We start from the raw sequence: 24,405 nt of genomic DNA on the forward strand, positions 1-24,405 counted from the left end.
GCAAACGAATATCGGGGTCGGCGCCTTGGCGCCGGGTCTTTGTCAGGGCGCCGGCCAGCGCTGGTCAATCCAGCCACACAGGGCGCGCAGTGCTTCGGCACGCAGGGCCGGCGCTTCGTTGAACAGCTCGTGACGGCCGCCGGGAATCTGCATCAGGGTCTTGTCGGTGCTGCCAGCACAGCGCAAGGCCAGCGGTCCTGCGGCCACCGGCACCAGCCGGTCGGCATCGCCCTGGAGAATGAGCAGCGGCAGCCGCAATTTCTCCATCTGCCCCGGCAGGGTGCGTGCGGCAAAGTCGATCATCGCCACGGTGCCGGCCGGCAAGGGTCTGCCCAGCATCTGGGGATCGTCGCGATAGGCCTGGACCTCCGCCGGGTCGCTGCTGATGGTATCGGCGTCGATGGCGAACACCGGCAAACGCGGCGCCACGGCGGCCACGGCGCGAGCGAGCCAGCGCAGCACCGTGGGCGTTCCGTCCAGTGACAGCGCCGGTGCCGACAGGATCAACCCGTCCAGCATTTCGTGCGAGATGGCATAGCCTGTGGCGATGGCGCCGCCCATGCTATGGCCGAGCATCAGCAGCGGCACCTGTGGCCACCGTCTGCGGGCATGTTCGATCAGCGGTTTCAGATTGGCGGCGGCCGCGTGCAGGTCCGGCACCAGACCGCGCGGGCCGCCGGACCGTCCGTGTCCCGGGTGATCGAGCGCGACGACCGCATGGCCGGCGGCCAGTAGATGGGCGATCAGGTAGCCATAGCGACCGACATGTTCCCCCGCGCCATGGACGAGAACGATGACGGTGCGGGGTGTTGCCACCGGTGCCCAACCCTGCCAGACGATGCGGCTGCCGCCGACGCCCTCGAAGTGCCCATCAATGGTGGTGGTTGGCGGCGTCATGCGGCAACGCGGCCGTCTTCGGTCAGTTTGCGCAGGTGCATGCGGATATTCATCCGCGCCAGCGGCCACAATGCTGGATCGACCCCCTGGTAGACCTCGGGCAGCATGGCGTCGACATCCAGACCGCGGTCATGCAGGGCGAGAATCTGGGCTTCGCGCATACGGCGGTGGTTGAGGGTCTCCTGCAAGCGATAGGTGCCTCCAAGCGCATTGCCATGGGAGGGCAGAAGGGTGCCCGGATCGAGCGCGATGATGCGTTCCAGCGACGCGAAGTAAGCGGCCATGTCGCCTTCCTCTTCGGGGATCACCACGGTGCCGATGCCCTGGATCAGGTCGCCGACCAGACACCAGGCGCGGCCTTCCGGCATCAGCGCCAGTTGTCCGGCATCGTGCCCGGGCACCTCGAGGACCCGCACCGGCTGCCCGCGCCAGCGACAGACCACGTCGCCTTCGCGGTAGAGATGAATCTCGGTATCGCCGAAGAACGACGGTTTCTTTTGCAACAAGCGCTGACGGGTGTCGGGGCTCATGCCGATGGTGAGGTTCAGTCGCGCGGCGATGCGTTCTGCCCGCTCGGAGTGGTCCGGATGATGGTGGGTGATGAAGACTTCGTGTACGCCGATCGGCTCCACGGCGGCGATCAGGCGTTCCATCTCTTCATCGGAGGACGGCGAAGGGTCGACCAGGATGCGGTGTGATGCCATGTCCCCCAACAGAAAGCAGTTGGTGTGTGCGGCGGGTGGCAGCGTATGGGAGCGAACCACGAATTGACGGATGCCGGTCATCGGCTCCAGCAGCGGGATGCCGGTGCCGACGCGGTTGGCGGCATCAAGGTCGGGGATGTGGGTAGCAGCGGCATTGTCCGCGAGCACGCGGATAGTGATGAGGGTGGGGGGCGCCATCAACAGCTCCCCATCACGGTAGCGTTGCCACAGCACGGCCGGTGTCTGCCAGAAAGCCTCCGCAGTCTCGCGCGCGTCGATGTTCATGTCCGGTCGTGACCGAAGGTCGACCCGCAGGAAATGGGTATTGAAGCGGCGCGGCTGGTGGGCCGGCGTGACGGCGGTGCCGATGTGGGTGACCGCGGTCACCTGGCCAGCGGCGGCGAGGGCATCGAGGTCGATGCCCAGCTCCTCGTTGAGCTCACGCGACAGCGCGCGCAACATGGCGGGCTCGACGTCGGGCGTCGCCAGAGCCATCAGCGACGGCGAGGCCGGCGTGTTGCGGTCAGCGGGATCGACCTTGCCGCCCGGGAATGCATGAAAGCCTCCGAATGCCGGCAGCGCCGGCTGACGCCGCGTGAGCAGCAGTGCGCCTTCATGCAGGAGGGTGGCGGTGACGGCATCAACGATTTTCATGGGCGCGACAATACCAGCGACGGCGCCCCCGGGCACGGGTGGGATTGGTTACCATCGCCGCCCGTTTGAAACGCCGTCGACTGCCCATGTGGTTCAAGAATCTCTGCGTTTTCCAGTTGGAACAGCCCTGGACCCTGCCGCCCGGCGCACTGGAAACCCTGTTGGCCCAACGGCCGTTGGTGCCGTGTCCGGCGATGAGCCCTGAAAGCACGGGTTGGGTGGCGCCCGGACCGGATGGCGCGCTGGTGGCCTCGGTTGAAAAGCATTTGCTGGTGGCACTGGGCTGGGAAACGCGTCTGCTGCCCGGTGCGGTGATCAACGATGCTGCGGCTGAACGCGCCGAGGCCTTTGAACAGCAGCGTGGCTTCAAGCCGGGCCGCAAGCTGATGCGTGACATCAAGGATGCGGTGGCCGCCGAGCTGTTGCCCAAGGCCTTCACCCGTCGCAGCCAGTTGCTGGCGTGGATCGACCCGGAGGGCGGCCGTATCGTGGTCGATACCGGGACGGTGGCCAAGGCGGAAACGCTGATTCAACATTTGCGGGATGCCCTCGGGTCCCTGGCGGTGGTGCCCTGGACCACCGAGGTGTCGCCGGCATCGACGATGACGCAGTGGTTGCTGAGCGGAGACGCGCCGTCGCCCTTCGACCTCGGGGATGCCTGTGAACTGTCGGGCTCGGATGACACCAAGTCCGTGATCCGCTACGTCCGCCATCCGCTGGAAGCCGCCACGCTGAAGCGCCACCTCGACGATGGCATGCGGGCGACACAGGTGGCGCTGCACTGGAGCGGTCAGCTCACGCTCACGCTGACCGAGCCGCTGGTGGTGCGCAAGGTGAAGTTCCTGGAGGCCGAGAGCGAGGATACCGATCGGATCGAGGACCCCGATCTCGCCTTCGAGGCAGATTTCACCCTGATGGTCGGCGCCTTCAGCAAGCTGTTGGCGGACCTCGAACGGGTGCTGGCGCCGGCGGGCTAAGGCTCAGGTCCCCGCCATCAAGACGTAGACGATGCCAGTGATCACCGTCAGAACGGCGCCGATCCCGACGAAGTCGCTGAACCGGTACCCACCGGGCGCGAGCACCATCAGGTTGGTCTGATAACCGATCGGCGTCATGTAGCAGGCGGACGCCCCGAAGATCACGCCGAGCGCGACGGTCGCCGGGGCAATGCCGGTTTCCGCGCCCAGCTGCAGGGCAATCGGGAACATCAGGGCGGCCGCCGCGTTGTTGGTCATGAACGCTGACAACAGCGCGGTGGCGACGAAGATGGCGGCCAGCACCCCAAGCGGGCTGGCGCCGGCGACCTGCGCGATCTGGTGCGCCAGCAGGGTTGCCAGGCCGGTCTTGTCCAGCGCCGCACTGAGGCCGAAGGCAGCGGCGATGACGATGATCACCGACCAGTCGATGCTGGATCGCGCGGCATGGGTGCTGATGCAGCCGGTGAGCACCAGCGCGCCGGCCGCCAGCAGGGCGGCCTCCAGCATCGGCAACAGGCCGGTGCCGGCCGCCAGCACCATGCCGGCCATGATGCCCAGTGCCAGCCGCGCCTTTTCATGGCGGGGCACCGAGGATCCCTCGATATGGCGGGTCAGGAAGAAGTCACGGGAATGACGTTGGGCCTTGATGAAGCTCTCGCCGGCTTCGATCAGCAGGGTATCGCCCGCCTGCAGGCGGATGGCGCCGAGCTTGCCTTCCATCCGCTCCCCCCGGCGTGCCACGGCCAGCACCACCGCGTCATAGCGGGTGCGGAACTCGCCCTCCTTGATGGTTTTGCCGTTCATCGGCGAGGTGTCCGAGACCACGGCTTCAATCAATTCGCGTTGCGACCGTTGCCCTGACAGCTTGAACACTTGATCGGTGGCGGGGCTGAGGCCGCGGATCTTCTGCAGGTCGACCACCGAGTCGACACGGCCGATGAAGATCAGCCGATCCGCCGCTTCCAGACGCTGTTGCGGGGAGACGCCGGTGAGCAGCTCGCCATCACGCTCGATCTCCACCAGGTAGCAGCCGGGCAGGTGGCGCAGACCAGCCTGCTCGATGCTGCGGCCGGGCAGCGGGCCGCTGCCGTCGACCAGCATCTCGATGGTGTACTCGCGGACATTCTCCAGCTGTGTGGTGAGCGCTTCGCGGTCGGGCAGCATGAACCGGGACACCACCAGGATGGCGATCAGACCGAGCACCGCGATCGGCAGCCCAATGGGGGCGAGGTCGAACAACGAAAAGCCGCTGCCGGTCGCCTCGATCAGCATGCCGTTGACCACCAGGTTGGTGCTGGTGCCGATCAAGGTGCAGGTGCCGCCGAGAATGGCGGCGTAGCTGAGCGGAATGAACAATTGCGACACCGGCAGCTTGAACCGGTTGGCCCACTCCGACACGGCCGGGATCAGCATCGCCACCACCGGCGTATTGTTGAGGAACGCGCTGAAGGCGGTCACCGGCAGCATCAGACGAATCTGGGCGTGCAGGACCGAGCGGGGCTTCCCGAGTACGGTCTGCACGATCCACTGCACGCCGCCGGTTTCCTTGATGGCAGCGGCGACGACGTAGAGCACCGCGACCGTCAGCACCCCCTGGTTCGACAGACCACTGAAAGCTTCGGAGGCTGTCAGCACGCCCGTGCTCAGCAGTGCGGTCACGGCAGCGATGAACAGCACGTCCGGCGCCAGCCGGGTGCGAAACAGGCCCACGAACAGCAGCACCAGGACGCTTGCCGTCAGCAGCAGGGAGGTGTCGGGGAGGGTCATCATTATTTTGCGGTACGCGACAGCTGCGCACATTAGCGCAGACTGGCAGCCCCGGGACGCGCACGGTACGCTCGCGCCCCTTGATTTCTATGCTTAGGTGAACCGGTTATGAACTCTGGCGAAGGCGCCACCAATGTGGTTTGGCATGCGCATCAGGTTGCACGTGATGAACGTGCCGAGCAGAAAGGGCAGAAGCCTTGCGTGATCTGGCTGACCGGGCTGTCGGGCTCCGGCAAGTCGACGGTGGCCAATGCGCTTGAGGGTGAGCTGTTCCGCGCCGGCTACCACAGCTACCTGCTGGACGGCGACAACGTGCGTTTCGGGCTCAACAAGGACCTCGGATTTTCCGATGCTGACCGGGTTGAAAACATCCGCCGCATTGGCGAGGTTGCCAAGCTGTTTGCCGACGCCGGCCTGATCGTGATCACGGCCTTCATCTCGCCGTTCCGCGCTGACCGCAACATGGTGCGACACCTGCTGCCGGCGGGCGAGTTCTTCGAGGTGCATGTGCATGCGCCGCTGGATGTCTGCGAAGGGCGCGACCCCAAGGGGTTGTACAAGAAGGCGCGTGCTGGCGAGATCAAGCATTTCACCGGCATCGATTCACCCTATGAGGCCCCGGATTCCGCCGACCTGACGCTGAACACCGGCGAGCTGTCGGTGCAGGACGCGGTCAATCAGCTGCTGGCCTTCCTCAAGGCGCGCGAGCGCCTGGCCTGATGCCTCCCGCGGGGGCGCTGGCATGCCAGCGCCCCCAGAGGGGTCAGCCGAGCAATTTTTCGATGTCCGCGGCGATGCTTTCCGGCTTGTCCACCGAGCCGTAGCGTTTCACCACCTTGCCGTCACGGTCGATCAGGAACTTGGTGAAGTTCCATTTGATGCCCTCCGAGCCCAGCACGCCGGGGGCATCCGATTTCAGCTTGCGATAGAGCGGATGCGCGCCATCCCCGTTCACCTCGATCTTGGCGAACATCGGGAAGCTCACCTCGTAGTTCATCGAGCAGAAGCTGGCGATCTCCTCTTCGCTCCCCGGTTCCTGATGCCCGAACTGGTCGCAGGGAAAGCCGAGAATCTCGAGGCCGCGATCCTTGTACTGACGGTACAGTGCCTCCAGCCCCTTGTACTGCGGCGTGAAGCCGCACTTGCTGGCGACGTTGACGACCAGCAGGACCTTGCCCTTGTAATCGGCCATCGACTGCGGCTGGCGCTGAATGGTGTTCACTTCGATGTCGTACAGCGAGGTCATGGTGATTCTCCTGTCGGGATGCGATGCAAGGCCCGGCCTCAGAAATGGCGGGCGTCGAGTGCCATCAGATTCTGCGCCGGCTGGCGGACATTGGCGAGCAGCACCGGCACCTGGCTGAGCATGCGTGACGCAAAGAACTCGGCGGTGGCCAGTTTGCCGGCGCGGAACACCTCGTCCGACTGGGTGTGCGCCGCCTTGGCCATGCGCAGCCAGTTGTAGCCGAGATAGGTCAGGGCGAAGGCGCGCTGGTAGTCGACACAGCCGAAGGCGCCGTCGTCGGGGGTCTCCTTGAACGACTGCTGCAGCCACTGCGTGGTGCTTTCCAGTTCGTCGATCGCTTTCGACAGCGGGCGCACGATGAAGCCCAGCGGTGCCTCGCCATTGAGGTCGCCGCGTACCCGGGCGAAGAATCGCTGCGGCAGGCGCCCGCCATGCAGCATCAGCTTGCGCCGCACCAGGTCCATCGCCTGGATGCCATTGGTGCCCTCGTAGAGACAGAGGATCTTGGAATCACGGGCGATCTGCTCGATGCCGTGTTCGCGGATGAAGCCATGACCGCCATAGACCTGAATGGCCTCAGAGCCGAGTTCGAACGCACTGTCGGTGCAGTAGGCCTTGACCAGCGGCGTGTTGAGGTCAACCCAGTCCTGCGCTTCTTCGCGCACCGCGGTGTCCGGGTGGTGATGGGCGATGTCGACATACATCGCGGTTTCGTAGGCCAGTACACGGGCGCCCTCGGTGGTCGCCTTCATCCGCATCAGCATGCGGCGGACATCGGGATGGTTGAGGATTTCCGGCTGCCCGTTGAACGCCTTGCCCTGGGTGCGATCCTTGGCGTACGCGACGGCGTTCTGGGTGGCCAGTTCACATTGGCCCAATCCCTGGAAGCCGACCATGATGCGCGCCAGGTTCATCATCACGAACATGTTCTGGATGCCGGTATTCGGCGCGCCCACCATCCAGCCGCGGGCGCCTTCGAACTGCATCGAGCAGGTGCAGGAGGCGTTGATGCCCATCTTGTGCTCGATCGAGGCGCAGTAGAGCTTGTTGCGCTCGCCGAGGCTGCCGTCGGCATTGACCAGGAACTTGGGCACGACGAAGGTCGACAGACCCTTCACGCCTGGCGGCGAATCCGGCAGCCGTGCCAGCACGAAGTGGACGATGTTGTCGGCCATGGTGTGCTCGCCGGAGGTGATGAAGATCTTGCCCCCTTCGATCAGGTAGCTGCCATCGTCCTGTGGCAGGGCGCGGGTCTTCACCGCGGCCAGATCAGACCCGGCCTGCGGTTCGGTAATGCACATGGTGCCGGTCCACTCGCCGGTGGCGAGCTTGGGCAGGTAGGTCTGTTTCTGGGCATCATCGCCGCTGGCCAAAATGGCCTCGAAGCACCCGGTGGTCAGGCCGGGATACAGCGCAAAGGCGACGTTGGCCGAGCACAGCATTTCCTCGACCACCTTCGACAGGGTGTAGGGCAGGCCCTGCCCACCGAATTCGGTGGGGTTGGACAGCCCGACCCAGCCGGACTCCCAATACAGCTTGTAGGCTTCTGCCATGCCCTTGGGCACCGTCACGTCGTGGCCATCAAGGCGGCAGCCTTCGGCATCGGCGGCGTGATTGATGGCGGCGATCTGGTCTTCGATGAGCTTGGAGGCTTCATCCGCCAAGTCGATCATCATGTCATCGCTCACCTCACTGTAGGCGGGGAGCTGTGACAGCTGTCCGACGTTCAGAACGTCCTTGAGGACGAAGCCGATTTCACGAAGGGGGGCCTTGTAAGTTGCCATGCGATGCCTCTGCGCTGAATGAAGTCAATTTTGGGGTCGGAAGGCTATCACGGCCGGGCCTGAGCGCCGCCGCGTCCGGCTCAGGGGCGAACACGGGCGTGTCCCCAATATTGGTGACAAAGTCATCAAGAACAATATCTTACGATGCATTTGCGCACTTGACAGTGCCGCTGGGCTTGGCACTATCGGGCGGCGGCCAACGGGGCCGTGACGCTGAACCCAAGGAGGGATCGATGAAACTGATTCGGGTATTTGCGGCCGTTGCCGGCCTGCTGCTGTCAGCGATTGCGGCGGCAGCCGTCAACGTCAACACGGCATCGGCCGAGGAAATGGCAGCAGCGCTCAACGGGGTCGGTGAGGCGATTGCCAATCGCATCGTCGAGGAACGTGACGCCAACGGAGCGTATGCCGATGCCGCGGAGCTGCAGGAGCGCGTCAAGGGCATCGGCCCCGCGCTGGTGGAGAAGAATGCCGGCGAACTGGCATTCTGAAGGCGCTTTGAAACGGCATCAGAGCCCGGCTTCGGCCGGGCTCTTTGTTTGCAACCGCGGTTATTGTGGCGGGGTGGCCGGGCCCGACAGCAGGCGCTGCGCCAGCGGCTCGATGAGGCGGTTGTTGGCCGCGAGGATATGACCATCGACCAGTACCTCCGAGTCCGGCCGCAGTGAGCGCACCACACCGGTGGCCTCCTGCACCAGCACGATGCCGGCCGCGATGTCCCAGGGCTTGAGATTGAATTCGAAGAAGCCGTCGAGCCGCCCTGCGGCGACATAGGCCAAATCCAGCGCGGCGGATCCGGCGCGGCGAATCCCGGCGGTGCTGGTGGCGACGTTGCCGAGCATCGGCAGGTAGTCCGGCATAAACCGGTCATCCAGCGGCACACCGGTCCCGATCAGGGCGTCGTCGAGTTCACGGGTGTTGCTGCAGCGCAGCCGCCGGTTGTTGAGCATGGCACCGGAGCCGCGCGTGGCGACATACAGGTCGTTGGTGCTGGGCGCATAGATCACCCCGTGTTCCAGGCGACCCCGAACCTCGATGCCGATGGACACGGCGTAGTGGGGGATGCGGTGCAGGAAGTTGGTGGTGCCGTCCAGCGGATCAATGATCCAGCGCACCTCCGACCCCGCCTGCTCGCCCGACTCCTCGGCGAGGATGGCGTGATCCGGATAGGCCTTGTGGATCAGCCGCACGATCTCCATCTCGGCGCCGCGGTCGACCTGACTGACGAAGTCATTGTGGGTCTTGCGTTCGATCTGCAGTGACTCCACACGCTCGGCGTGCCGGAGGATGTGGTTGCCGGCGGCGCGAGCGGCGGACACGGCGATGTTGACCAGCGGATGCATGGGACAGGAAGGCCTTGGAAAGGAGCGCGCGGAACCCGCAGCGGAGGCCCGTAGAATATCACGCATGACACAGCCCTCAGACGTTGCCGCCGGTGGAATCCGTATCGTTCTGGTACAGACCCAGCATCCCGGAAATATCGGTGCCACGGCCCGCGCCATGCTCACCATGGGCTATTCCGAGCTGGTGTTGGTGGCGCCAGAGCGGTTCCCGCATCCACAGGCCCGGGCGATGGCATCCAACGCCCTGTCGGTGGTCGAGGGCGCCCGCGTGGTGGCGACGCTGGAAGAGGCCGTGGCGGACTGCGCCTGGGTGGTCGCCACCTCGGCGCGCCCGCGGCATCTGGGCGACGAGCCGCTGACGCCGTGGGCTTTCGCCGGGCAGGCAATCGATCGCGCGCGCGAGGCGCCGGTGGCGGTGGTGTTCGGGCCCGAACGAACCGGATTGTCGAATGCCGATCTCGACCGCTGTCAGTCGATCATCATGGTGCCCACCAACCCGGAGTATCCGTCGCTCAATCTCGGGCAGGCCGTCCAGCTGCTGACCTGGGAGTTGCGCAAGGCGGGACTGACCGAGGTGCCCAAGGTCGCCGCCAAGAAAGACATTCCGATCTATGCGGCGCCGTCGGCCGAAGAGATGGAGCACTACTTTGCCCACCTCGAACGTGTGCTGCTGAAGACCGGCTTTCTCGACCCCGAGAACCCGCGGTTGTTGATGCGCCGGCTTCGCAATTTCTATCACCGCGCCCAGCCGGACCGGAACGAACTCAACATCCTCAGGGGCATCCTCACCACCACCGAAACCCCCAAGCGGCGGAGCCGTCGCCCGCGCCCCTGAAGGGTGGCCAGAATCCGGCCAGGCCCTGTGCAGCGAATCAGCAGCTTTGGCGCTGCGGCGACTTCGAACCACCGTCACGAGATGGCAACAATTCATGTTCCGGCAAGCACTTAGCCTCGCGCCAGCAAGCCGTAGTTGACGGCCCTCCGAAAGCCAGTAAGATTCGCCGCCCTTGCAGTGACTTACGCGGATTTCCGGGAACGGAGAAGGTGTAAGGCGCTGTAGCTCTTTAACAGAACAGACAAGTGATTTGTGTGGGTGCTCCTGTGCGCAGCTGCGGAAGCAGTAGTACACATGAGTATCAACGTGAGCCTATGGGCCATTTTGACGACTCTTAGGGTGTGATTGGATTTTGGTCTGATTGCATCCGGTTCCAGTTAGATTTAATTGGAGAGTTTGATCCTGGCTCAGATTGAACGCTGGCGGCATGCCTAACACATGCAAGTCGAACGAGGTGTACTTGTACATCTAGTGGCGGACGGGTGAGTAATACGTAGGAATCTACCTTGAAGTGGGGGATAACCCGGGGAAACCCGGACTAATACCGCATGATCTCTTCGGAGCAAAGCAGGGGATCGTAAGACCTTGCGCTTTTAGAGGAGCCTACGTCTGATTAGCTAGTTGGTAGGGTAATGGCCTACCAAGGCGACGATCAGTAACTGGTCTGAGAGGACGACCAGTCACACCGGAACTGAGACACGGTCCGGACTCCTACGGGAGGCAGCAGTGGGGAATATTGGACAATGGGCGAAAGCCTGATCCAGCAATGCCGCGTGTGTGAAGAAGGCCTTCGGGTTGTAAAGCACTTTAGGCTGGAAAGAAAAAACTCGAATTAATACTTCGAGTCTTGACGGTACCAGCAGAATAAGCACCGGCTAACTCTGTGCCAGCAGCCGCGGTAATACAGAGGGTGCGAGCGTTAATCGGATTTACTGGGCGTAAAGCGTGTGTAGGTGGTTCATTGCGTCGGTTGTGAAATCCCCGGGCTTAACCTGGGAACTGCTTCCGATACGGGTGGACTAGAGTACGGTAGAGGGTGGTGGAATTTCCGGTGTAGCGGTGAAATGCGTAGATATCGGAAGGAACATCAATGGCGAAGGCAGCCACCTGGGCCTGTACTGACACTGAGACACGAAAGCGTGGGGATCAAACAGGATTAGATACCCTGGTAGTCCACGCCGTAAACGATGAGAACTTGACGTCGGCTTGCTTAGCGAGTCGGTGTCGTAGCTAACGCGATAAGTTCTCCGCCTGGGGAGTACGGCCGCAAGGTTGAAACTCAAAGGAATTGACGGGGGCCCGCACAAGCGGTGGAGTATGTGGTTTAATTCGATGCAACGCGAAGAACCTTACCTGGTCTTGACATGTCTGGAATCCTGCAGAGATGCGGGAGTGCCTTCGGGAATCAGAACACAGGTGCTGCATGGCTGTCGTCAGCTCGTGTCGTGAGATGTTGGGTTAAGTCCCGCAACGAGCGCAACCCTTGCCCTTAGTTGCCATCATTCAGTTGGGCACTCTAAGGGGACCGCCGGTGACAAACCGGAGGAAGGTGGGGATGACGTCAAGTCATCATGGCCCTTATGACCAGGGCTACACACGTACTACAATGGTGCATACAGAGGGTCGCCAAGCCGCGAGGTGGAGCTAATCCCAGAAAGTGCATCGTAGTCCGGATCGGAGTCTGCAACTCGACTCCGTGAAGTCGGAATCGCTAGTAATCGCCGATCAGCATTTGCGGCGGTGAATACGTTCCCGGGCCTTGTACACACCGCCCGTCACACCATGGGAGTTGGCTGCACCAGAAGCCGGTAGTCTAACCGCAAGGGGGACGCCGTCCACGGTGTGGTCAATGACTGGGGTGAAGTCGTAACAAGGTAGCCGTAGGGGAACCTGCGGCTGGATCACCTCCTTTCAAGCGTATCCAAAGCGGTATGGGAGCGCCCACACAAGTCACTTGTCACAAGTAAGAAGGCCGAAGCGGTTGATCGGTCTGTAACCCGATGGGTCTGTAGCTCAGCTGGTTAGAGCACACGCTTGATAAGCGTGGGGTCGATGGTTCAAATCCGTCCAGACCCACCATCTACCTGGTTGAGTGACTGGACGCATAGGCACCGCACATGGGGCCATAGCTCAGCTGGGAGAGCACCTGCTTTGCAAGCAGGGGGTCGTCGGTTCGATCCCGACTGGCTCCACCATCTGACGGCTGAGACAAGTGTTTCACGAAGAACACTTGTCTGAGCCTGGACGCGCAAGCGTGATCGGGACTTGTTCTTTAACAATAAGGTTTGTTGTCGAACACTGTAAGCAACAGTGATCTTCAATGAGAAGAAGGCGCTTCACGGCAACGTGGGGTGTTTATTTTTGTTGTGGATTCACATGATTCAATGCCGAAGGTGCTTGACGGCGAAAAATGTCGTTGTAGTAGTAATGATTGTTGTTATGTAACCGCAACGTTCCGCCAGAAAGCGGGATGTTCAGCAGCCGTAGCGAGCGAAGGCGTGTTGGGCACGCACGGAGCGCAGGAACCGGAGTGTATCGAGATATACATGAGGATTCCGAGCACCGTACGGGCACAAGACGTCGAGCGTAGTAGGCTGATGGACATACCGGGGAATGTTTGAGGTTATATGGTCAAGCGATCAAGCGCATCTGGTGGATGCCTTGGCGGCAACAGGCGATGAAGGACGTTGTAGCCTGCGAAAAGCTACGGGGAGCTGGCAAACAAGCTTTGATCCGTAGATGTCCGAATGGGGAAACCCCTCCGCAAGGAGATCGTACGCTGAATACATAGGCGTGCGAGGCGAACCCGGGGAACTGAAACATCTAAGTACCCGGAGGAAAAGAAATCAACCGAGATTCCGCAAGTAGTGGCGAGCGAACGCGGATCAGCCCAAAAGTGTATTGAAACCTAGCAGAACAGTCTGGAAAGGCTGGCCATAGTGGGTGATAGCCCCGTATGCGAAAGGTGATATGCATGAAATTGAGTAGGGCGGGGCACGTAAAACCCTGTCTGAACATGGGGGGACCATCCTCCAAGGCTAAATACTCGTTGCCGACCGATAGTGAACCAGTACCGTGAGGGAAAGGCGAAAAGAACCCCGGCGAGGGGAGTGAAATAGAACCTGAAACCGGATGCGTACAAGCAGTCAGAGCCCGCAAGGGTGATGGCGTACCTTTTGTATAATGGGTCAGCGACTTACTTGTCTGTAGCAAGGCTAACCGTTTAGGGGAGCCGCAGGGAAACCGAGTCTTAATAGGGCGCTTAGTTGCAGGCAGTAGACCCGAAACCCGTCGATCTATCCATGGCCAGGGTGAAGTTGTGGTAACACACAATGGAGGCCCGAACTCACGCCTGTTGAAAAAGTCGGAGATGAGCTGTGGATAGGAGTGAAAGGCTAATCAAGGCGGGTGATAGCTGGTTCTCCTCGAAAGCTATTTAGGTAGCGCCTCGTGTATGACTCCGGGGGGTAGAGCACTGTTACGGTTTGGGGGGAGCACAAGTTCCTACCCAGCTGTTGCAAACTCCGAATACCCGGAAGTATGAGCACGGGAGACACACGGTGGGAGCTAAATTCCATCGTGAAAAGGGAAACAGCCCTGACCGCCAGCTAAGGTCCCCAAATCTCAGCTAAGTGGGAAACGATGTGGGAAGTCATAGACAGCCAGGATGTTGGCTTAGAAGCAGCCATCATTTAAAGAAAGCGTAATAGCTCACTGGTCGAGTCGGCCCGCGCGGAAGATGTAACGGGGCTCAAGCTGAGTACCGAAGCTGCGGATGCACACTTAGGTGTGCGTGGTAGAGGAGCGTTCTGTAAGCCTGTGAAGGTGACTCGTAAGGGTTGCTGGAGGTATCAGAAGTGCGAATGCTGACATGAGTAACGACAAGAACGGTGAAAAACCGTTCCGCCGTAAGCCCAAGGGTTCCAGCGCAACGATATTCGGCGCTGGGTGAGTCGGATCCTAAGGCGAGGCCGAGAGGCGTAGTCGATGGAAAACAGGTTAATATTCCTGTACTTGTGGTGACTGCGATGGGGTGACGGAGAAAGTTATGGTGGCTTCCTGTTGGATGGAAGTTCAAGCGTTTAGGCAGGTCTCTTAGGCAAATCCGGGAGATCAATGCTGAGGCGTGATGTCGAGGCTCAATTGAGCCGAAGTACCAGATACTCTGCTTCCAAGAAAAACCTCTAAGCTTCAGGTCATCGCGATCCGTACCCCAAACCGACACAGGTGGGCGAGGAGAGTATCCTAAGGCGTTTGAGACAACTCGGATGAAGGAACTCGGCAAATTGGTGCCGTAACTTCGGGAGAAGGCACGCCCTCATTAGGTGTAACAGCCGAAGAGGGTCGCAGTGAAGAGGGGGTTGCGACTGTTTATCAAAAACACAGGACTCTGCAAACACGAAAGTGGACGTATAGGGTCTGACGCCTGCCCGGTGCTGGAAGGTTAATTGATGGGGTCAGCCGTAAGGCGAAGCTCTTGATCGAAGCCCCAGTAAACGGCGGCCGTAACTATAACGGTCCTAAGGTAGCGAAATTCCTTGTCGGGTAAGTTCCGACCTGCACGAATGGCGTAACGATAGCCCCACTGTCTCCATCCGAGGCTCAGTGAAATTGAAATCGCTGTGACGATGCAGTGTTCCCGCGGCAAGACGGAAAGACCCCGTGAACCTTTACTACAACTTTGCACTGGATTTTGAGTTTGTTTGTGTAGGATAGGTGGGAGCCTTTGAAACCTGGGCGCTAGCTCAGGTGGAGGCAACCTTGAAATACCACCCTGATAAACTTGAAGTTCTAACCTAGGCCCGTTATCCGGGTCAGGGACATTGCATGGCGGGTAGTTTGACTGGGGCGGTCTCCTCCCAAAGAGTAACGGAGGAGTGCGAAGGTAACCTCAGCGCGGTCGGAAATCGCGCTTTTGAGTGCATAGGCATAAGGTTGCTTGACTGCGAGACAGACACGTCGAGCAGGTACGAAAGTAGGTCTAAGTGATCCGGTGGTTCTGTATGGAAGGGCCATCGCTCAACGGATAAAAGGTACTCCGGGGATAACAGGCTGATACTGCCCAAGAGTCCATATCGACGGCAGTGTTTGGCACCTCGATGTCGGCTCATCTCATCCTGGGGCTGTAGCAGGTCCCAAGGGTCCGGCTGTTCGCCGGTTAAAGAGGTACGCGAGCTGGGTTCAGAACGTCGTGAGACAGTTCGGTCCCTATCTGCCGTGGGCGTTCGAGATTTGAGAGGCGTTGACCTTAGTACGAGAGGACCGGGTTGAACACACCTCTGGTGTTCCAGTTGTCACGCCAGTGGCATCGCTGGGTAGCTATGTGTGGACGGGATAACCGCTGAAAGCATCTAAGCGGGAAGCCCACCTCAAGATGAGATCTCGCGGGTCTTTAAGACCCCTGAAGAGCCCTTGTAGACGACGAGGTTGATAGGCACGGTGTGGAAGTGCAGTAATGCATGGAGCTAACGTGTACTAATTGCTCGTGAGGCTTGGCCATATAACGCTCAAGCATTCCGGTGATGGATAACTCCATCCCGCTACAACGACTTCGACGTCAATGCACATCAGCATTGAATCAGCAGTGTTCGAACAACAAACCAAATTCGGTGATCTGCCCCAAAGGCAGACCACCAAACGATTTGCCTGGCGGCCTTAGCGAGTTGGAACCACCTGTTCCCATCCCGAACACAGAAGTGAAACGACTTAGCGCCGATGGTAGTGTGGCTTGCCCATGTGAGAGTAGGACACTGCCAGGCTTTATACCCAACCCCCGATCAGAAATGATCGGGGGTTTTTTGTTGGGGCGCCGTGCCCACATCTCTCGACCCATCGGCTACAGTACGGGGACAACGACGCCGGTCGCACCGGCACCGAAACAGGGAGACCCAGAACGATGAAATTTGATGACAAGCACAGCTTCCGCCAGCCGGTCGAGGCCCTGACCAAGATGTACTTCAGCCGTGCCTATCACGAGCGCAAGTACGACATGATGAAGGCGCGGAATGTTGAAGTGCTGGAGTTGGTCGATGAGCCGGATCGCTTCCATATCGTGGTGCGCTTCAGCACCGACGCCGATGCGCCGCTGCCCGACTTTGCCAAGCGCGTGATCGGCGATTCGCTGGCGATCACCCAGACCGACAGCTGGGATCGCAAGGCGTTGAAAGGCACGATCAACGTTGAAATCAAGGGTGCGCCAGTGAAGGTGTCGGCGGACATGGTGATCCGCAGCGAGCCCAGCGGCGGAGCGTCCAACAACTTTGTCTGGAATGTGCAGTGCGGTATCCCGTTGATCGGCGGCAAGATCGAAAAGATCATTGCGGGCGATATCCAGTCGAAGGCCGGTGCCGATGCTGCGCGGTCGCAAAAGATTCTGGATGAGCAATCCTGATCAGCCACCGCCGTCGCTCTGGGCAACCATCCAGAGCGTACTGGCGGCGTTCTTCGGGGTTCAGAGTCGTGCCAATCGCGAGCGGGACTTTCGTCATGGGCGCGCCTGGCAGTTCATTCTCGTGGGTCTCCTGATGACCGTCACACTGATCGCCACGTTGATCGTGGTGGTCCGCGTGGTCATGCACAACGTCGGCGGATAGCGGGGTCCACCCCCGTCTGGGGGGTGGGCGTCAGCCGCTCTGGGACTGAGAATCCAAGCGTCCGCCGGAGGCTCCGGCACTACCGCTCCCAGGGAGTTCGCATGTCCAAGACCATCCTCCGTCGTCACCTGTATGTGGCGGCCCTGTCGTCATTGATGCTGGCCGCCTGTGCTGGCGCGCCCAAGGCTCCGCCGAAGTACGACAGTGCGTCGACGCCGGAAGCGCAGGCGGCGACCTTCATTGGCACCAACAAGGACGTGAAACGGATGCCGTCCGTCAGCAAGGTGGCGGTGCTCTCCTGCAACGTGATGTTTGCGCACGCGGCCTCCGCCCACGCCGGTACCGGCAGCGGCATTCTCGGCGATGTCGGCAACTCCACGCGTGTCGAGGCCAAGGTGTCGGTGTTCTACACGCTGGTCGGACTGACCGATGCCGACTATCAGCGCATGACCGACCAGATTTGTGCCAATGCCGAGCAGCGTCTCGCCGGCAGCGGCTTCGACCTGGTTCCGCGGGCGACCTTGATGGCGAACGAGAAGTATCAGGCGCTGCAGGCCGCGGGTCGCGAGACGCCGTTTGAGTACAAGGCGCCGGGCGCCGGCAAGAGCAGCCGTTACATGGTCTACACGGTCACTGGTGGGTCACTCTACGATCCGCGGTACATCGGTTCGATGTCGGGCATTGGCCAGGCGTTCAAGGCGGCGAAGGGTACCTCGGCCGATCAGATTGCCACCGCACTCATGGACCAACTCGGCGCCACCGGCGTCAACATCAATTTGCTGGTCGACTTCGCTGAGTTGCAGTCCAGTGGTCACGGCCGCGGCATTCAGCTGGCCGATACCAACAAGGCCGAGGTTGGTGGTGAAGTCGGTCTCAGCGTCAGCGGTGATATCGCCTTCCGGGTCAACGAAGGACTCAAGTGCTGGGACCGATTCGGCAATCGCGAGTGCATGGTGGAGAACGGGTACACCCCGACGCTCGCCAGCACCAACCCGGTGTTGATGAACGAGCAGTTCTACCGCCAGGTGTCTGACACCACCACGACCGGGGACAAGGCGGTGGCGGTGCTGACCAAGGGGCTCGCGGTGCTGTCGGCCATGGGCGGCGTCAAGGGCAGCAGCCAGAGCACCACCCGCTACGAAGTCGAAGTGGAGCCCGCCCAGTTTGGCGATGTCGCCAGCCGTGGTGCCCAGAGCTTCATCGACATGGCCCTGATTACCGCCAAGAGTCACCGCTGATCCCGTTTCCCTGAGCCGGTGGCCGCAGGGATGCGGCCGCCGGTTTTTTATGGGGCCTCCACCGCCGACGGTTCAACCCGAACGGTGCGAGGCCTTCAGTTCATAGAGCGCGGTCAGCGCTTCACGCGGTGTCATGCTGTCCGGGTCCAGGCGGTCCAGCAGCGCAAGTGCCGCTGATGGCGGCGGGGCGAACAAGGGCAGTTGTGGCGCCTCTTCTGCGGGGCCGCCGTCCGCCATCCGCGGCGGGCTGGCCTCCAGGGCGGTCAGCAACGCTCTTGCGCGGTTGATCACCGCTGCCGGAACCCCGGCAAGGCTGGCCACCTGCAGGCCGTAGCTGCGGTTCGCCGGGCCTTCCTTTACCGCATGCAGAAACACCAGCCGGTCGCCGTACTCGGCCGCGTCCAGGTGAACGTTGACTACACCGTCGAGCAGCTGTGCGAGTTCGGTGAGTTCGAAGTAGTGGGTGGCAAACAGTGTCAGCGCCCGCGGACCTTCGGCCAAATACTCCGCAGATGCCCGCGCCAGCGACAGTCCGTCGTAGGTGGAGGTGCCACGGCCGATCTCGTCCATCAGCACCAGCGACCGTTCGGTGGCGTGATGCAGAATGTGGGCGGTTTCACTCATCTCGACCATGAAGGTCGACTGCCCGGCCGCCAGGTCATCGCCGGCACCGATGCGGGTGAAGATACGGTCGACCAGGCCGATGTCGGCCGCGGTTGCCGGCACATAGAAGCCGACATGCGCCAGCAGGGTGATCAGTGCGGTCTGCCGCATGTAGGTCGATTTGCCGCCCATGTTGGGGCCGGTTACCACCAACAGGTGACGATCGGGACGCAGGTCGAGATCGTTGGCGATGAACGGGCCGTCGAGCACCTGTTCCACCACCGGATGGCGGCCGCCCTCGATGCGGATGCCGATCCGCTCACTCAACGTCGGGCGGCTCCACTGCAGGGTCTGGGCACGCTCGGCCGCGCAGGCGAGGCCATCCAGTTCTGCCAGGGCGCGGGCCGCCGCCTGCAGGGGCGCGAGATGCGCCCCCAGGTGGTCGAGCAGATCTTCGTAGAGCGCTTTCTCCCGCGCCAGGGCGCGATCACGTGCAGACAGCACCTGGTCCTCGAACTGCTTGAGCTCATCGGTGATGTAGCGTTCGTAGTGGGTCAGGGTCTGGCGACGGCTGTAGTGCGTTGGGACTCGCGCGCTGTGGGTTTTGCCGATTTCAATGTAGTAGCCGTGTACCCGGTTGTAGCCCACCTTGAGGCTGTCGATGCCACTGGTGGCACGCTCACGTGCTTCAAGGTCCACCAGGAAGCCGTCCGCGTTCTCCGACAGGGCGCGTAGTTGGTCCAGGGTGGGATCAAAGCCGTGCCGGAAGACACCACCGTCGCGCGCCAGCAGCGGGGGTGCGTCGGCCAACGCGGCGGTCAGGTGCTCGCCGAGCGCGGCATGGTTGCCGAGGGCTTCGCGCAGCTGTGCCAACCGGGGGGGTAGTGCGCCCTCCAGGGCGGACGCGAGCTGGGGCAGCGCCTGCAGGCTGTCCGACAAGCCGGTGAGATCGCGCGGGCGCGCACTGCGCAGCGCAATGCGCGCGAGAATCCGTTCGATATCGTTGATCGGCTTCAACCGCTGCCGCAGGGTCTCGAACCGGCTGTCGGCCAGCAGGGTCTCGATCGCATCCAGTCGCTGGTTGAGGGTGTCGAGGTCCCGCAGGGGCCGCAGCACCGTGGCGTGCAGCCAGCGGGCCCCCATCGGGGTTACGCAACGATCCAGCAGCCATAGCAGGGTGCGGTCATGTTCCCCTGACAGCGTGCGATCGAGTTCCAGATTGCGGCGGGTGGCGCCGTCGAGCAACAGCGCTTCGTCCAGGCGTTCGGTGCGTAGGCCATTGAGGTGGGGCAGTGCGATCTTCTGAGTCTCCTGCACGTATTGCAGCAGCGCGCCGGCCGCCCCCAGGCCGGCGGTGAAGGTGTCACAGCCGAACGCGCGCAGATCCCGCGTGCCGAACTGCTCGCAGAGCAGGCGCCGCCCCGCAGTGGCATCGAAATGCCACTCCGCCCGGCGTCGTGCTGCGGAATCTGCCGCCCATGACAGTGTCTGGGGCAGCAGCAGCTCGCGGGGTCGCAGGCGGGTCAGCTCGGCCGTCAGTTGGCCGAGATTGTGGCACTCCAGCACACTGAAACGACCGGTCGACACTTCAAGCCAGGCCAGGCCCCAGTGCTCTCCTTGCTGACAGACCGCGGCCAACCAGTTGGCAGACCGCTCTTCGAGCAGGGCGTCGTCGGTTGCGGTTCCGGGCGTGACCACCCGGACCACCTCGCGGCGCACCGGACCTTTTTCGGCGCCGACTTCACCCACCTGCTCGGCGATCACCGCCGATTCGCCGAGGCGAATCAGCTTCGCCAGATAGTTCTCGAGTTGATGATGTGGCACTCCGGCCATGATTACCGGCTGGCCTGCCGATTCCCCGCGCTGGGTCAGCGTGATGTTGAGCAGCTTCGAGGCCTTGCGGGCATCGTCGTAAAACAGCTCGTAGAAGTCGCCCATGCGGAACAGCACCAGCGTGTCCGGATGCTCGGCCTTGATGCCGAGAAACTGCTGCATCAGCGGGGTGTGGGCGCTGGTCGCGGGGGACGTCATGAGGGTGGGGCACTCCGGGCCTATACTCGGCCGACTATTATCACCAACACGGTGGATGCCCGTGACCGATCCCCGACGCTGGACCCCCGACAGCTGGCAGATGCGCCCTGCCACCCAGCAGCCGCAATACCCCGACGACAGCGCACTGCAGACCGCGCTGGCGGATCTCGCGCGGTTGCCGCCGCTGGTGACATCGTGGGAAGTGAATCAGCTCAAGGCACAGCTCGCCCGCGCCCAGGCCGGCGAGTTCTTCGTGCTGCAGGGGGGTGATTGCGCAGAGAGCTTCGCGGATTGCCAGGCGCCGATCATCGCCAACCGCCTCAAGGTGCTGCTGCAGATGTCGCTGGTGCTGGTGCATGGTCTGCGGACCCGTGTGTTGCGCATCGGCCGCTTCGCCGGGCAGTACGCCAAGCCGCGTTCCGCCGATCTGGAAACGCGCGACGGCGTCACCCTGCCGAGCTATCGCGGGGATCTGGTCAATGCGCCGGCCTTCACGCCGGAAGCACGCGCCCCCGATCCACGGCGATTGCTGGAAGGCCATGCCCGTTCGGCGATGACCCTCAACTTCGTTCGCGGCTTGATCGATGGCGGCTTCGCTGACTTGCATCATCCCGAATACTGGGACCTCGACTGGGTCCGTCACTCGCCGTTGGCGGCTGACTATCAGCGGCGGGTGGACAACCTCGGGGACTCGGTGCGGTTCATGGAGACCCTGGCCGGCCGACCGGTAGGGGACTTTTCCCGTGTCGAGTTCTTCACCAGTCACGAGGCACTCCTGCTCTGGGCGGAACAAGCTCAGACCCGGACCGTGCCGCGGGCCGAGGGCTGGTTCAACCTGTCGACCCATTTCCCGTGGATCGGGATGCGAACGGCCGACCTCGCTGGCGCCCATGTCGAATACTGCCGGGGCATCGAGAATCCGCTGGGCGTCAAGGTCGGCGCGGCGATGGACAACGATTGGTTGCTGGGTCTGTGCGAGACGCTCAACCCGCGACGGATCCCGGGTCGTTTGACGCTCATCCACCGTTTGGGCGCGGCGCAGATCGGCGACCATCTACCGCGGATGATCGAGACAGTACGGGAGGCCGGGCATCCGGTGCTATGGCTGTGCGACCCCATGCACGGCAACACCCGCAGTACCGGCAATGGCTACAAGACACGGCCGTTCGACGCGATTCTTGATGAACTGACACAGGCCTTCGACCTGCATCGGGGCTGTGGGTCGCGCCTGGGCGGGGTTCACCTGGAGCTGACCGGAGAGGACGTCACCGAATGTACCGGGGGCGCCCGCAACCTGACCGAAACCGACTTGTCGCGGGCGTATACCTCCACCGTCGACCCCCGGCTGAACTACGAACAGGCGCTGGAACTGGCGCTGAAGATCGTCGAGATGGGCTGACGGCCGGTCGGCGGCCGTCAGCCTGACTCGGGGCTAGGCCGCGCGGCGCTGCGGCTGATCTTCTGTCGCGCTGTTCGGCGGGGCGCCGAAGTAAATGCCATCGGTGCCCTTGTCTTCATCGAAGTACTGCGCTGGCGTGAAAACGTCGACTTCGATCGCGTTCAAGCGCGCCGCATGGGCAGCCGTGACACGGTCGGCCTCTTCGCGGCTGATGAGGTTGAGTTTCACGGCCTCGTCAACCACGGTTTCGGCGCTACCGCGGGGCAGTTTGCGCTGCCGCTGGGCGACGGCCAGCTTGTTGAGCACCGGCTGGACCTCCCCGAGCAACCGGAAGGTCTGCAGCAGGCGACCGGCGCCGGGTTGCGCTGCATCCGGCATGAACACGCCGGCATGCAGGCGCCGGTACTGTTCGCCATCGGCTTGAATGGTCAGTGCGGCCTTGTGCGCCATGGTGTCGTTGGGCAAGCGACCGACCGGGTTGATGCGAACCCACCATGCCGCCAGTCCGCGCATCAGGCTGCCCAGCACGCCGTCGAAGTTGGCAATGATGCCCTCGAAGGCCTGCTGTACCTGGGCCAGCGCGAAGTTCACGCTGTAGTGCACCAACGGCAGATCTTCGCGGCGTGCACCCTCGGCCTCGAAGCGCCGCAGCGCGCCGGTGGCCAGCACCATCCACGCCAGCGCATCGGCATAGCGGCCGGTCAAGGCTCCGCGGGCTTTCAACTTGCCACCAATGGCAAACATGGCGAGGTCGGTGAGCAGCGCGAAGCGGCTCGCGGACCAGCCGAGTCGCCGGTAATAGCGGCGCGTTTCCGGATGGGCGTCCGGTACCGACACGGTCCAGCCGCGGGTGACGCTGCGGGTGAGCGCGCGGCCGATCCCCAGCACGAAATGCTTGATCCAGCCCACCAGGTTGTCGCGGAAGGCGCCAGCATCGTCCTGCTCGACAGCGTTCACCACCTTCAGTGCATAGGGGTGGCAGCGGGTAGCGCCCTGGCCGAAGATGATCAGGGTGCGGGTCATGATGTTGGCGCCCTCCACCGTGACCCCGACCGGGGCGCTGGTGTAGCCACCGCCGACGATGTTGTTCGGGCCCTGCATCACACCAGCACCGGCAAACACATCCATGCCGTCGATGCTGAGCTGGCGGGTCAGCTCGGTGGTGTAGGCCTTCAGCACCGCCGAGACCACCGGCGGCTGTTCGCCGGCATCGATGGCGGAGCAGGCATGCACGCGAGCGCCTTCCATCATGTAGGTGAGGGCGGCGATCTTGCCGACCTTGTCCTCGATACCTTCCATCCGGCCGATGGGGATGCCGAACTGTTGCCGCACCATCGAATAGGGGCCGGTGACGGCCGACAGCATGCGGGCACCGCCGACAGCACCGGCAGGAAGCGATACCGCACGTCCACCGGCCAGCTGTTCCATCAGCATGCGCCAGCCCTGGCCGGCCTTTTCCGGACCGCCGATGATGTTGTCGGCAGGGACCACCACGTCCTTGCCGATCAGCGGGCCGTTGTAGAAGGGATCGCCGATCGGCAGGTGATGATCGCCGCTCTCGAAGCCGGGCGTGCCGCGCTCGACCAGCACGCAGGTGATACCGATGTCCTCGCCCTTGCCGAGCAGGTTGTCGGGGTCATGCAGCGCGCAGGCAATGGTGGCGAGGTTGGCGATGGGCGCCAGGGTGATGTAGCGCTTGCGGAAGTTGAGGCGGATCTTGATCGTGTCGCCGTCCTTGAACACCTCACCTTCGGCCTTGATGCTGGCCGCATCGGAACCCGCCGTCGGCTCGGTCAGACCGAAACAGGGCACGTACTCACCGCTCGCCAGCTTCGGCAGATAGCCGTCTTTCTGTGTCTGGGTGCCATAGTGCTTGATCAGCTCGGCCGCACCCAGCGAGTTGGGAATCACCACCAGGGTGCCGACGGTGGCGTTGACGGCGCCGATCTTGGCGAGAATGGTGCTGATCGCCAGCGTCGAGAAGGCCTTGCCGCCGTATTCGCGAGGGATCAGGAAGCTCATGAAGCCTTCACGCTTGATGAAGTCGACGACCTCGTCCGGGACACGGCGGGTCCGGCTGATGGTGTAGGGGTCGATCATCTTCAGCAGAGTCTCGACCGGGCCGTCGAGAAACGCCTGTTCCTCTTCCGACAGCGCGCTGTAGGGATCCTGCAGCATCTTGTTGAAGTCCGGATTGCCGCGGAAGAATTCGCCGTCGATCCACACCGTGCCGGCTTCCAGCGCCTGGCGCTCGGTATCGGAGATCCGCGGCAGGATCTGATTGGCTTTCATCCAGTTCATCAGGGTGGCAAACATGGGGCAGGGCCCTCCAGA

The 24,405-nt window shown here is 62.4% G+C and carries 16 protein-coding genes, 2 tRNA genes and 3 rRNA genes; 13 read left to right on the plus strand and 8 right to left on the minus strand.

Annotation, left to right across the window (positions count from 1 at the left end):
• Nucleotides 1–42 precede the first annotated feature (42 nt).
• Nucleotides 43–897, minus strand: coding sequence for an alpha/beta hydrolase (locus tag JN531_RS10760; protein WP_228348869.1), 855 nt, complete (start codon nt 895–897; stop codon nt 43–45).
• The gene (locus JN531_RS10765; RefSeq protein ID WP_228348870.1) at nt 894–2,255 is read right to left on the minus strand and encodes an MBL fold metallo-hydrolase; all 1,362 of its coding nucleotides are present in this window, start codon (nt 2,253–2,255) and stop codon (nt 894–896) included. Before JN531_RS10765 ends, JN531_RS10760 begins: the two co-directional genes overlap by 4 nt.
• An 86-nt stretch (nt 2,256–2,341) precedes the next feature.
• Here JN531_RS10765 and JN531_RS10770 point away from each other — a divergent pair, with 86 nt between their 5' ends.
• On the plus strand, nt 2,342–3,232 hold the full coding sequence (locus tag JN531_RS10770; RefSeq protein WP_228348871.1) for a recombination-associated protein RdgC: 891 nt from the start codon (nt 2,342–2,344) through the stop codon (nt 3,230–3,232).
• A gap of 3 nt (nt 3,233–3,235) precedes the next feature.
• Here JN531_RS10770 and JN531_RS10775 read toward each other — a convergent pair whose 3' ends face one another.
• Nucleotides 3,236–5,002, minus strand: coding sequence for an SLC13 family permease (locus JN531_RS10775; RefSeq protein WP_239795293.1), 1,767 nt, complete (start codon nt 5,000–5,002; stop codon nt 3,236–3,238).
• A gap of 105 nt (nt 5,003–5,107) precedes the next feature.
• Between JN531_RS10775 and cysC the strand changes: the two genes are divergently transcribed.
• Nucleotides 5,108–5,719, plus strand: a complete 612-nt coding sequence (gene cysC / locus JN531_RS10780; RefSeq protein ID WP_228348873.1) for an adenylyl-sulfate kinase — start codon at nt 5,108–5,110, stop codon at nt 5,717–5,719.
• A gap of 43 nt (nt 5,720–5,762) precedes the next feature.
• On the opposite strand, the gene JN531_RS10785 is transcribed toward cysC, so the two are convergent.
• Both JN531_RS10785 and JN531_RS10790 read right to left on the minus strand, forming a co-directional pair.
• The gene (locus JN531_RS10785; RefSeq protein ID WP_228348874.1) at nt 5,763–6,245 is read right to left on the minus strand and encodes a glutathione peroxidase; all 483 of its coding nucleotides are present in this window, start codon (nt 6,243–6,245) and stop codon (nt 5,763–5,765) included.
• 38 nt (nt 6,246–6,283) lie between these two features.
• Complete coding sequence (locus tag JN531_RS10790) at nt 6,284–8,029, minus strand: acyl-CoA dehydrogenase family protein (RefSeq protein WP_228348875.1); 1,746 nt, start codon at nt 8,027–8,029, stop codon at nt 6,284–6,286.
• Between the two features lie 233 nt (nt 8,030–8,262).
• Between JN531_RS10790 and JN531_RS10795 the strand changes: the two genes are divergently transcribed.
• On the plus strand, nt 8,263–8,520 hold the full coding sequence (locus JN531_RS10795) for a ComEA family DNA-binding protein (RefSeq protein ID WP_228348876.1): 258 nt from the start codon (nt 8,263–8,265) through the stop codon (nt 8,518–8,520).
• A gap of 60 nt (nt 8,521–8,580) precedes the next feature.
• On the opposite strand, the gene JN531_RS10800 is transcribed toward JN531_RS10795, so the two are convergent.
• Nucleotides 8,581–9,372 carry an inositol monophosphatase family protein gene (locus JN531_RS10800; protein WP_228348877.1) on the minus strand — a complete coding sequence of 264 codons (792 nt, stop codon included), beginning with the start codon at nt 9,370–9,372 and terminating at the stop codon, nt 8,581–8,583.
• A 64-nt stretch (nt 9,373–9,436) separates the two neighbouring features.
• Here JN531_RS10800 and JN531_RS10805 point away from each other — a divergent pair, with 64 nt between their 5' ends.
• The 9 genes from JN531_RS10805 (at nt 9,437) to JN531_RS10845 (ending at nt 18,038) form a co-directional block, all read left to right on the plus strand.
• Nucleotides 9,437–10,207, plus strand: coding sequence for an RNA methyltransferase (locus tag JN531_RS10805; protein ID WP_228348878.1), 771 nt, complete (start codon nt 9,437–9,439; stop codon nt 10,205–10,207).
• Nucleotides 10,208–10,591: 384 nt separating this feature from the next.
• Nucleotides 10,592–12,119, plus strand: a 16S ribosomal RNA gene (locus tag JN531_RS10810).
• Between the two features lie 90 nt (nt 12,120–12,209).
• A tRNA-Ile gene (locus tag JN531_RS10815) sits at nt 12,210–12,286 on the plus strand.
• Nucleotides 12,287–12,326: 40 nt separating this feature from the next.
• Nucleotides 12,327–12,402 (plus strand) — tRNA-Ala (locus tag JN531_RS10820).
• A 434-nt stretch (nt 12,403–12,836) separates the two neighbouring features.
• Nucleotides 12,837–15,707, plus strand: a 23S ribosomal RNA gene (locus tag JN531_RS10825).
• A 145-nt stretch (nt 15,708–15,852) separates the two neighbouring features.
• Nucleotides 15,853–15,966 (plus strand): 5S ribosomal RNA (rrf, locus tag JN531_RS10830).
• The 16S, 23S and 5S rRNA genes sit together here with 2 tRNA genes alongside, the layout of an rRNA operon.
• 137 nt (nt 15,967–16,103) lie before the next feature.
• On the plus strand, nt 16,104–16,598 hold the full coding sequence (locus JN531_RS10835; RefSeq protein WP_228348879.1) for a DUF2505 domain-containing protein: 495 nt from the start codon (nt 16,104–16,106) through the stop codon (nt 16,596–16,598).
• Nucleotides 16,585–16,800: a DUF2970 domain-containing protein gene (locus tag JN531_RS10840; protein ID WP_228348880.1), complete on the plus strand. Its 216-nt coding sequence runs from the start codon at nt 16,585–16,587 to the stop codon at nt 16,798–16,800. The genes JN531_RS10835 and JN531_RS10840 overlap by 14 nt, the downstream gene beginning before the upstream one ends.
• Nucleotides 16,801–16,901: 101 nt before the next feature.
• The gene (locus JN531_RS10845) at nt 16,902–18,038 is read left to right on the plus strand and encodes a hypothetical protein (RefSeq protein WP_228348881.1); all 1,137 of its coding nucleotides are present in this window, start codon (nt 16,902–16,904) and stop codon (nt 18,036–18,038) included.
• A gap of 72 nt (nt 18,039–18,110) precedes the next feature.
• Here the strand turns inward: JN531_RS10845 and mutS are convergent, their stop codons facing one another.
• Entirely contained in the window at nt 18,111–20,672 is a 2,562-nt protein-coding gene (gene mutS, locus JN531_RS10850; protein ID WP_228348882.1) for a DNA mismatch repair protein MutS, read from the minus strand.
• Nucleotides 20,673–20,727: 55 nt separating this feature from the next.
• Between mutS and JN531_RS10855 the strand changes: the two genes are divergently transcribed.
• Nucleotides 20,728–22,071, plus strand: a complete 1,344-nt coding sequence (locus JN531_RS10855; protein ID WP_436233293.1) for a class II 3-deoxy-7-phosphoheptulonate synthase — start codon at nt 20,728–20,730, stop codon at nt 22,069–22,071.
• 33 nt (nt 22,072–22,104) lie between these two features.
• Here the strand turns inward: JN531_RS10855 and JN531_RS10860 are convergent, their stop codons facing one another.
• On the minus strand, nt 22,105–24,387 hold the full coding sequence (locus JN531_RS10860; protein WP_228348884.1) for an acyl-CoA dehydrogenase: 2,283 nt from the start codon (nt 24,385–24,387) through the stop codon (nt 22,105–22,107).
• Between the last annotated feature and the right edge of the window lie 18 nt (nt 24,388–24,405).

Origin of the sequence: Flagellatimonas centrodinii, from assembly GCF_016918765.2 — a bacterium.
Taxonomy (GTDB): Bacteria; Pseudomonadota; Gammaproteobacteria; order Nevskiales; family Nevskiaceae; genus Polycyclovorans; species Polycyclovorans centrodinii.

Bases quoted from the DNA above. Each gene is read 5' to 3' on its own strand.
- JN531_RS10760 (WP_228348869.1), bottom strand. From the start codon at position 897: ATGACGCCGCCAACCACCACCATTGATGGGCACTTCGAGGGCGTCGGC.
- JN531_RS10765 (WP_228348870.1), bottom strand. From the start codon at position 2,255: ATGAAAATCGTTGATGCCGTCACCGCCACCCTCCTGCATGAAGGCGCA.
- JN531_RS10770 (WP_228348871.1), top strand. From the start codon at position 2,342: ATGTGGTTCAAGAATCTCTGCGTTTTCCAGTTGGAACAGCCCTGGACC.
- JN531_RS10775 (WP_239795293.1), bottom strand. From the start codon at position 5,002: ATGATGACCCTCCCCGACACCTCCCTGCTGCTGACGGCAAGCGTCCTG.
- cysC (WP_228348873.1), top strand. From the start codon at position 5,108: ATGAACTCTGGCGAAGGCGCCACCAATGTGGTTTGGCATGCGCATCAG.
- JN531_RS10785 (WP_228348874.1), bottom strand. From the start codon at position 6,245: ATGACCTCGCTGTACGACATCGAAGTGAACACCATTCAGCGCCAGCCG.
- JN531_RS10790 (WP_228348875.1), bottom strand. From the start codon at position 8,029: ATGGCAACTTACAAGGCCCCCCTTCGTGAAATCGGCTTCGTCCTCAAG.
- JN531_RS10795 (WP_228348876.1), top strand. From the start codon at position 8,263: ATGAAACTGATTCGGGTATTTGCGGCCGTTGCCGGCCTGCTGCTGTCA.
- JN531_RS10800 (WP_228348877.1), bottom strand. From the start codon at position 9,372: ATGCATCCGCTGGTCAACATCGCCGTGTCCGCCGCTCGCGCCGCCGGC.
- JN531_RS10805 (WP_228348878.1), top strand. From the start codon at position 9,437: ATGACACAGCCCTCAGACGTTGCCGCCGGTGGAATCCGTATCGTTCTG.
- JN531_RS10835 (WP_228348879.1), top strand. From the start codon at position 16,104: ATGAAATTTGATGACAAGCACAGCTTCCGCCAGCCGGTCGAGGCCCTG.
- JN531_RS10840 (WP_228348880.1), top strand. From the start codon at position 16,585: ATGAGCAATCCTGATCAGCCACCGCCGTCGCTCTGGGCAACCATCCAG.
- JN531_RS10845 (WP_228348881.1), top strand. From the start codon at position 16,902: ATGTCCAAGACCATCCTCCGTCGTCACCTGTATGTGGCGGCCCTGTCG.
- mutS (WP_228348882.1), bottom strand. From the start codon at position 20,672: ATGACGTCCCCCGCGACCAGCGCCCACACCCCGCTGATGCAGCAGTTT.
- JN531_RS10855 (WP_436233293.1), top strand. From the start codon at position 20,728: ATGCCCGTGACCGATCCCCGACGCTGGACCCCCGACAGCTGGCAGATG.
- JN531_RS10860 (WP_228348884.1), bottom strand. From the start codon at position 24,387: ATGTTTGCCACCCTGATGAACTGGATGAAAGCCAATCAGATCCTGCCG.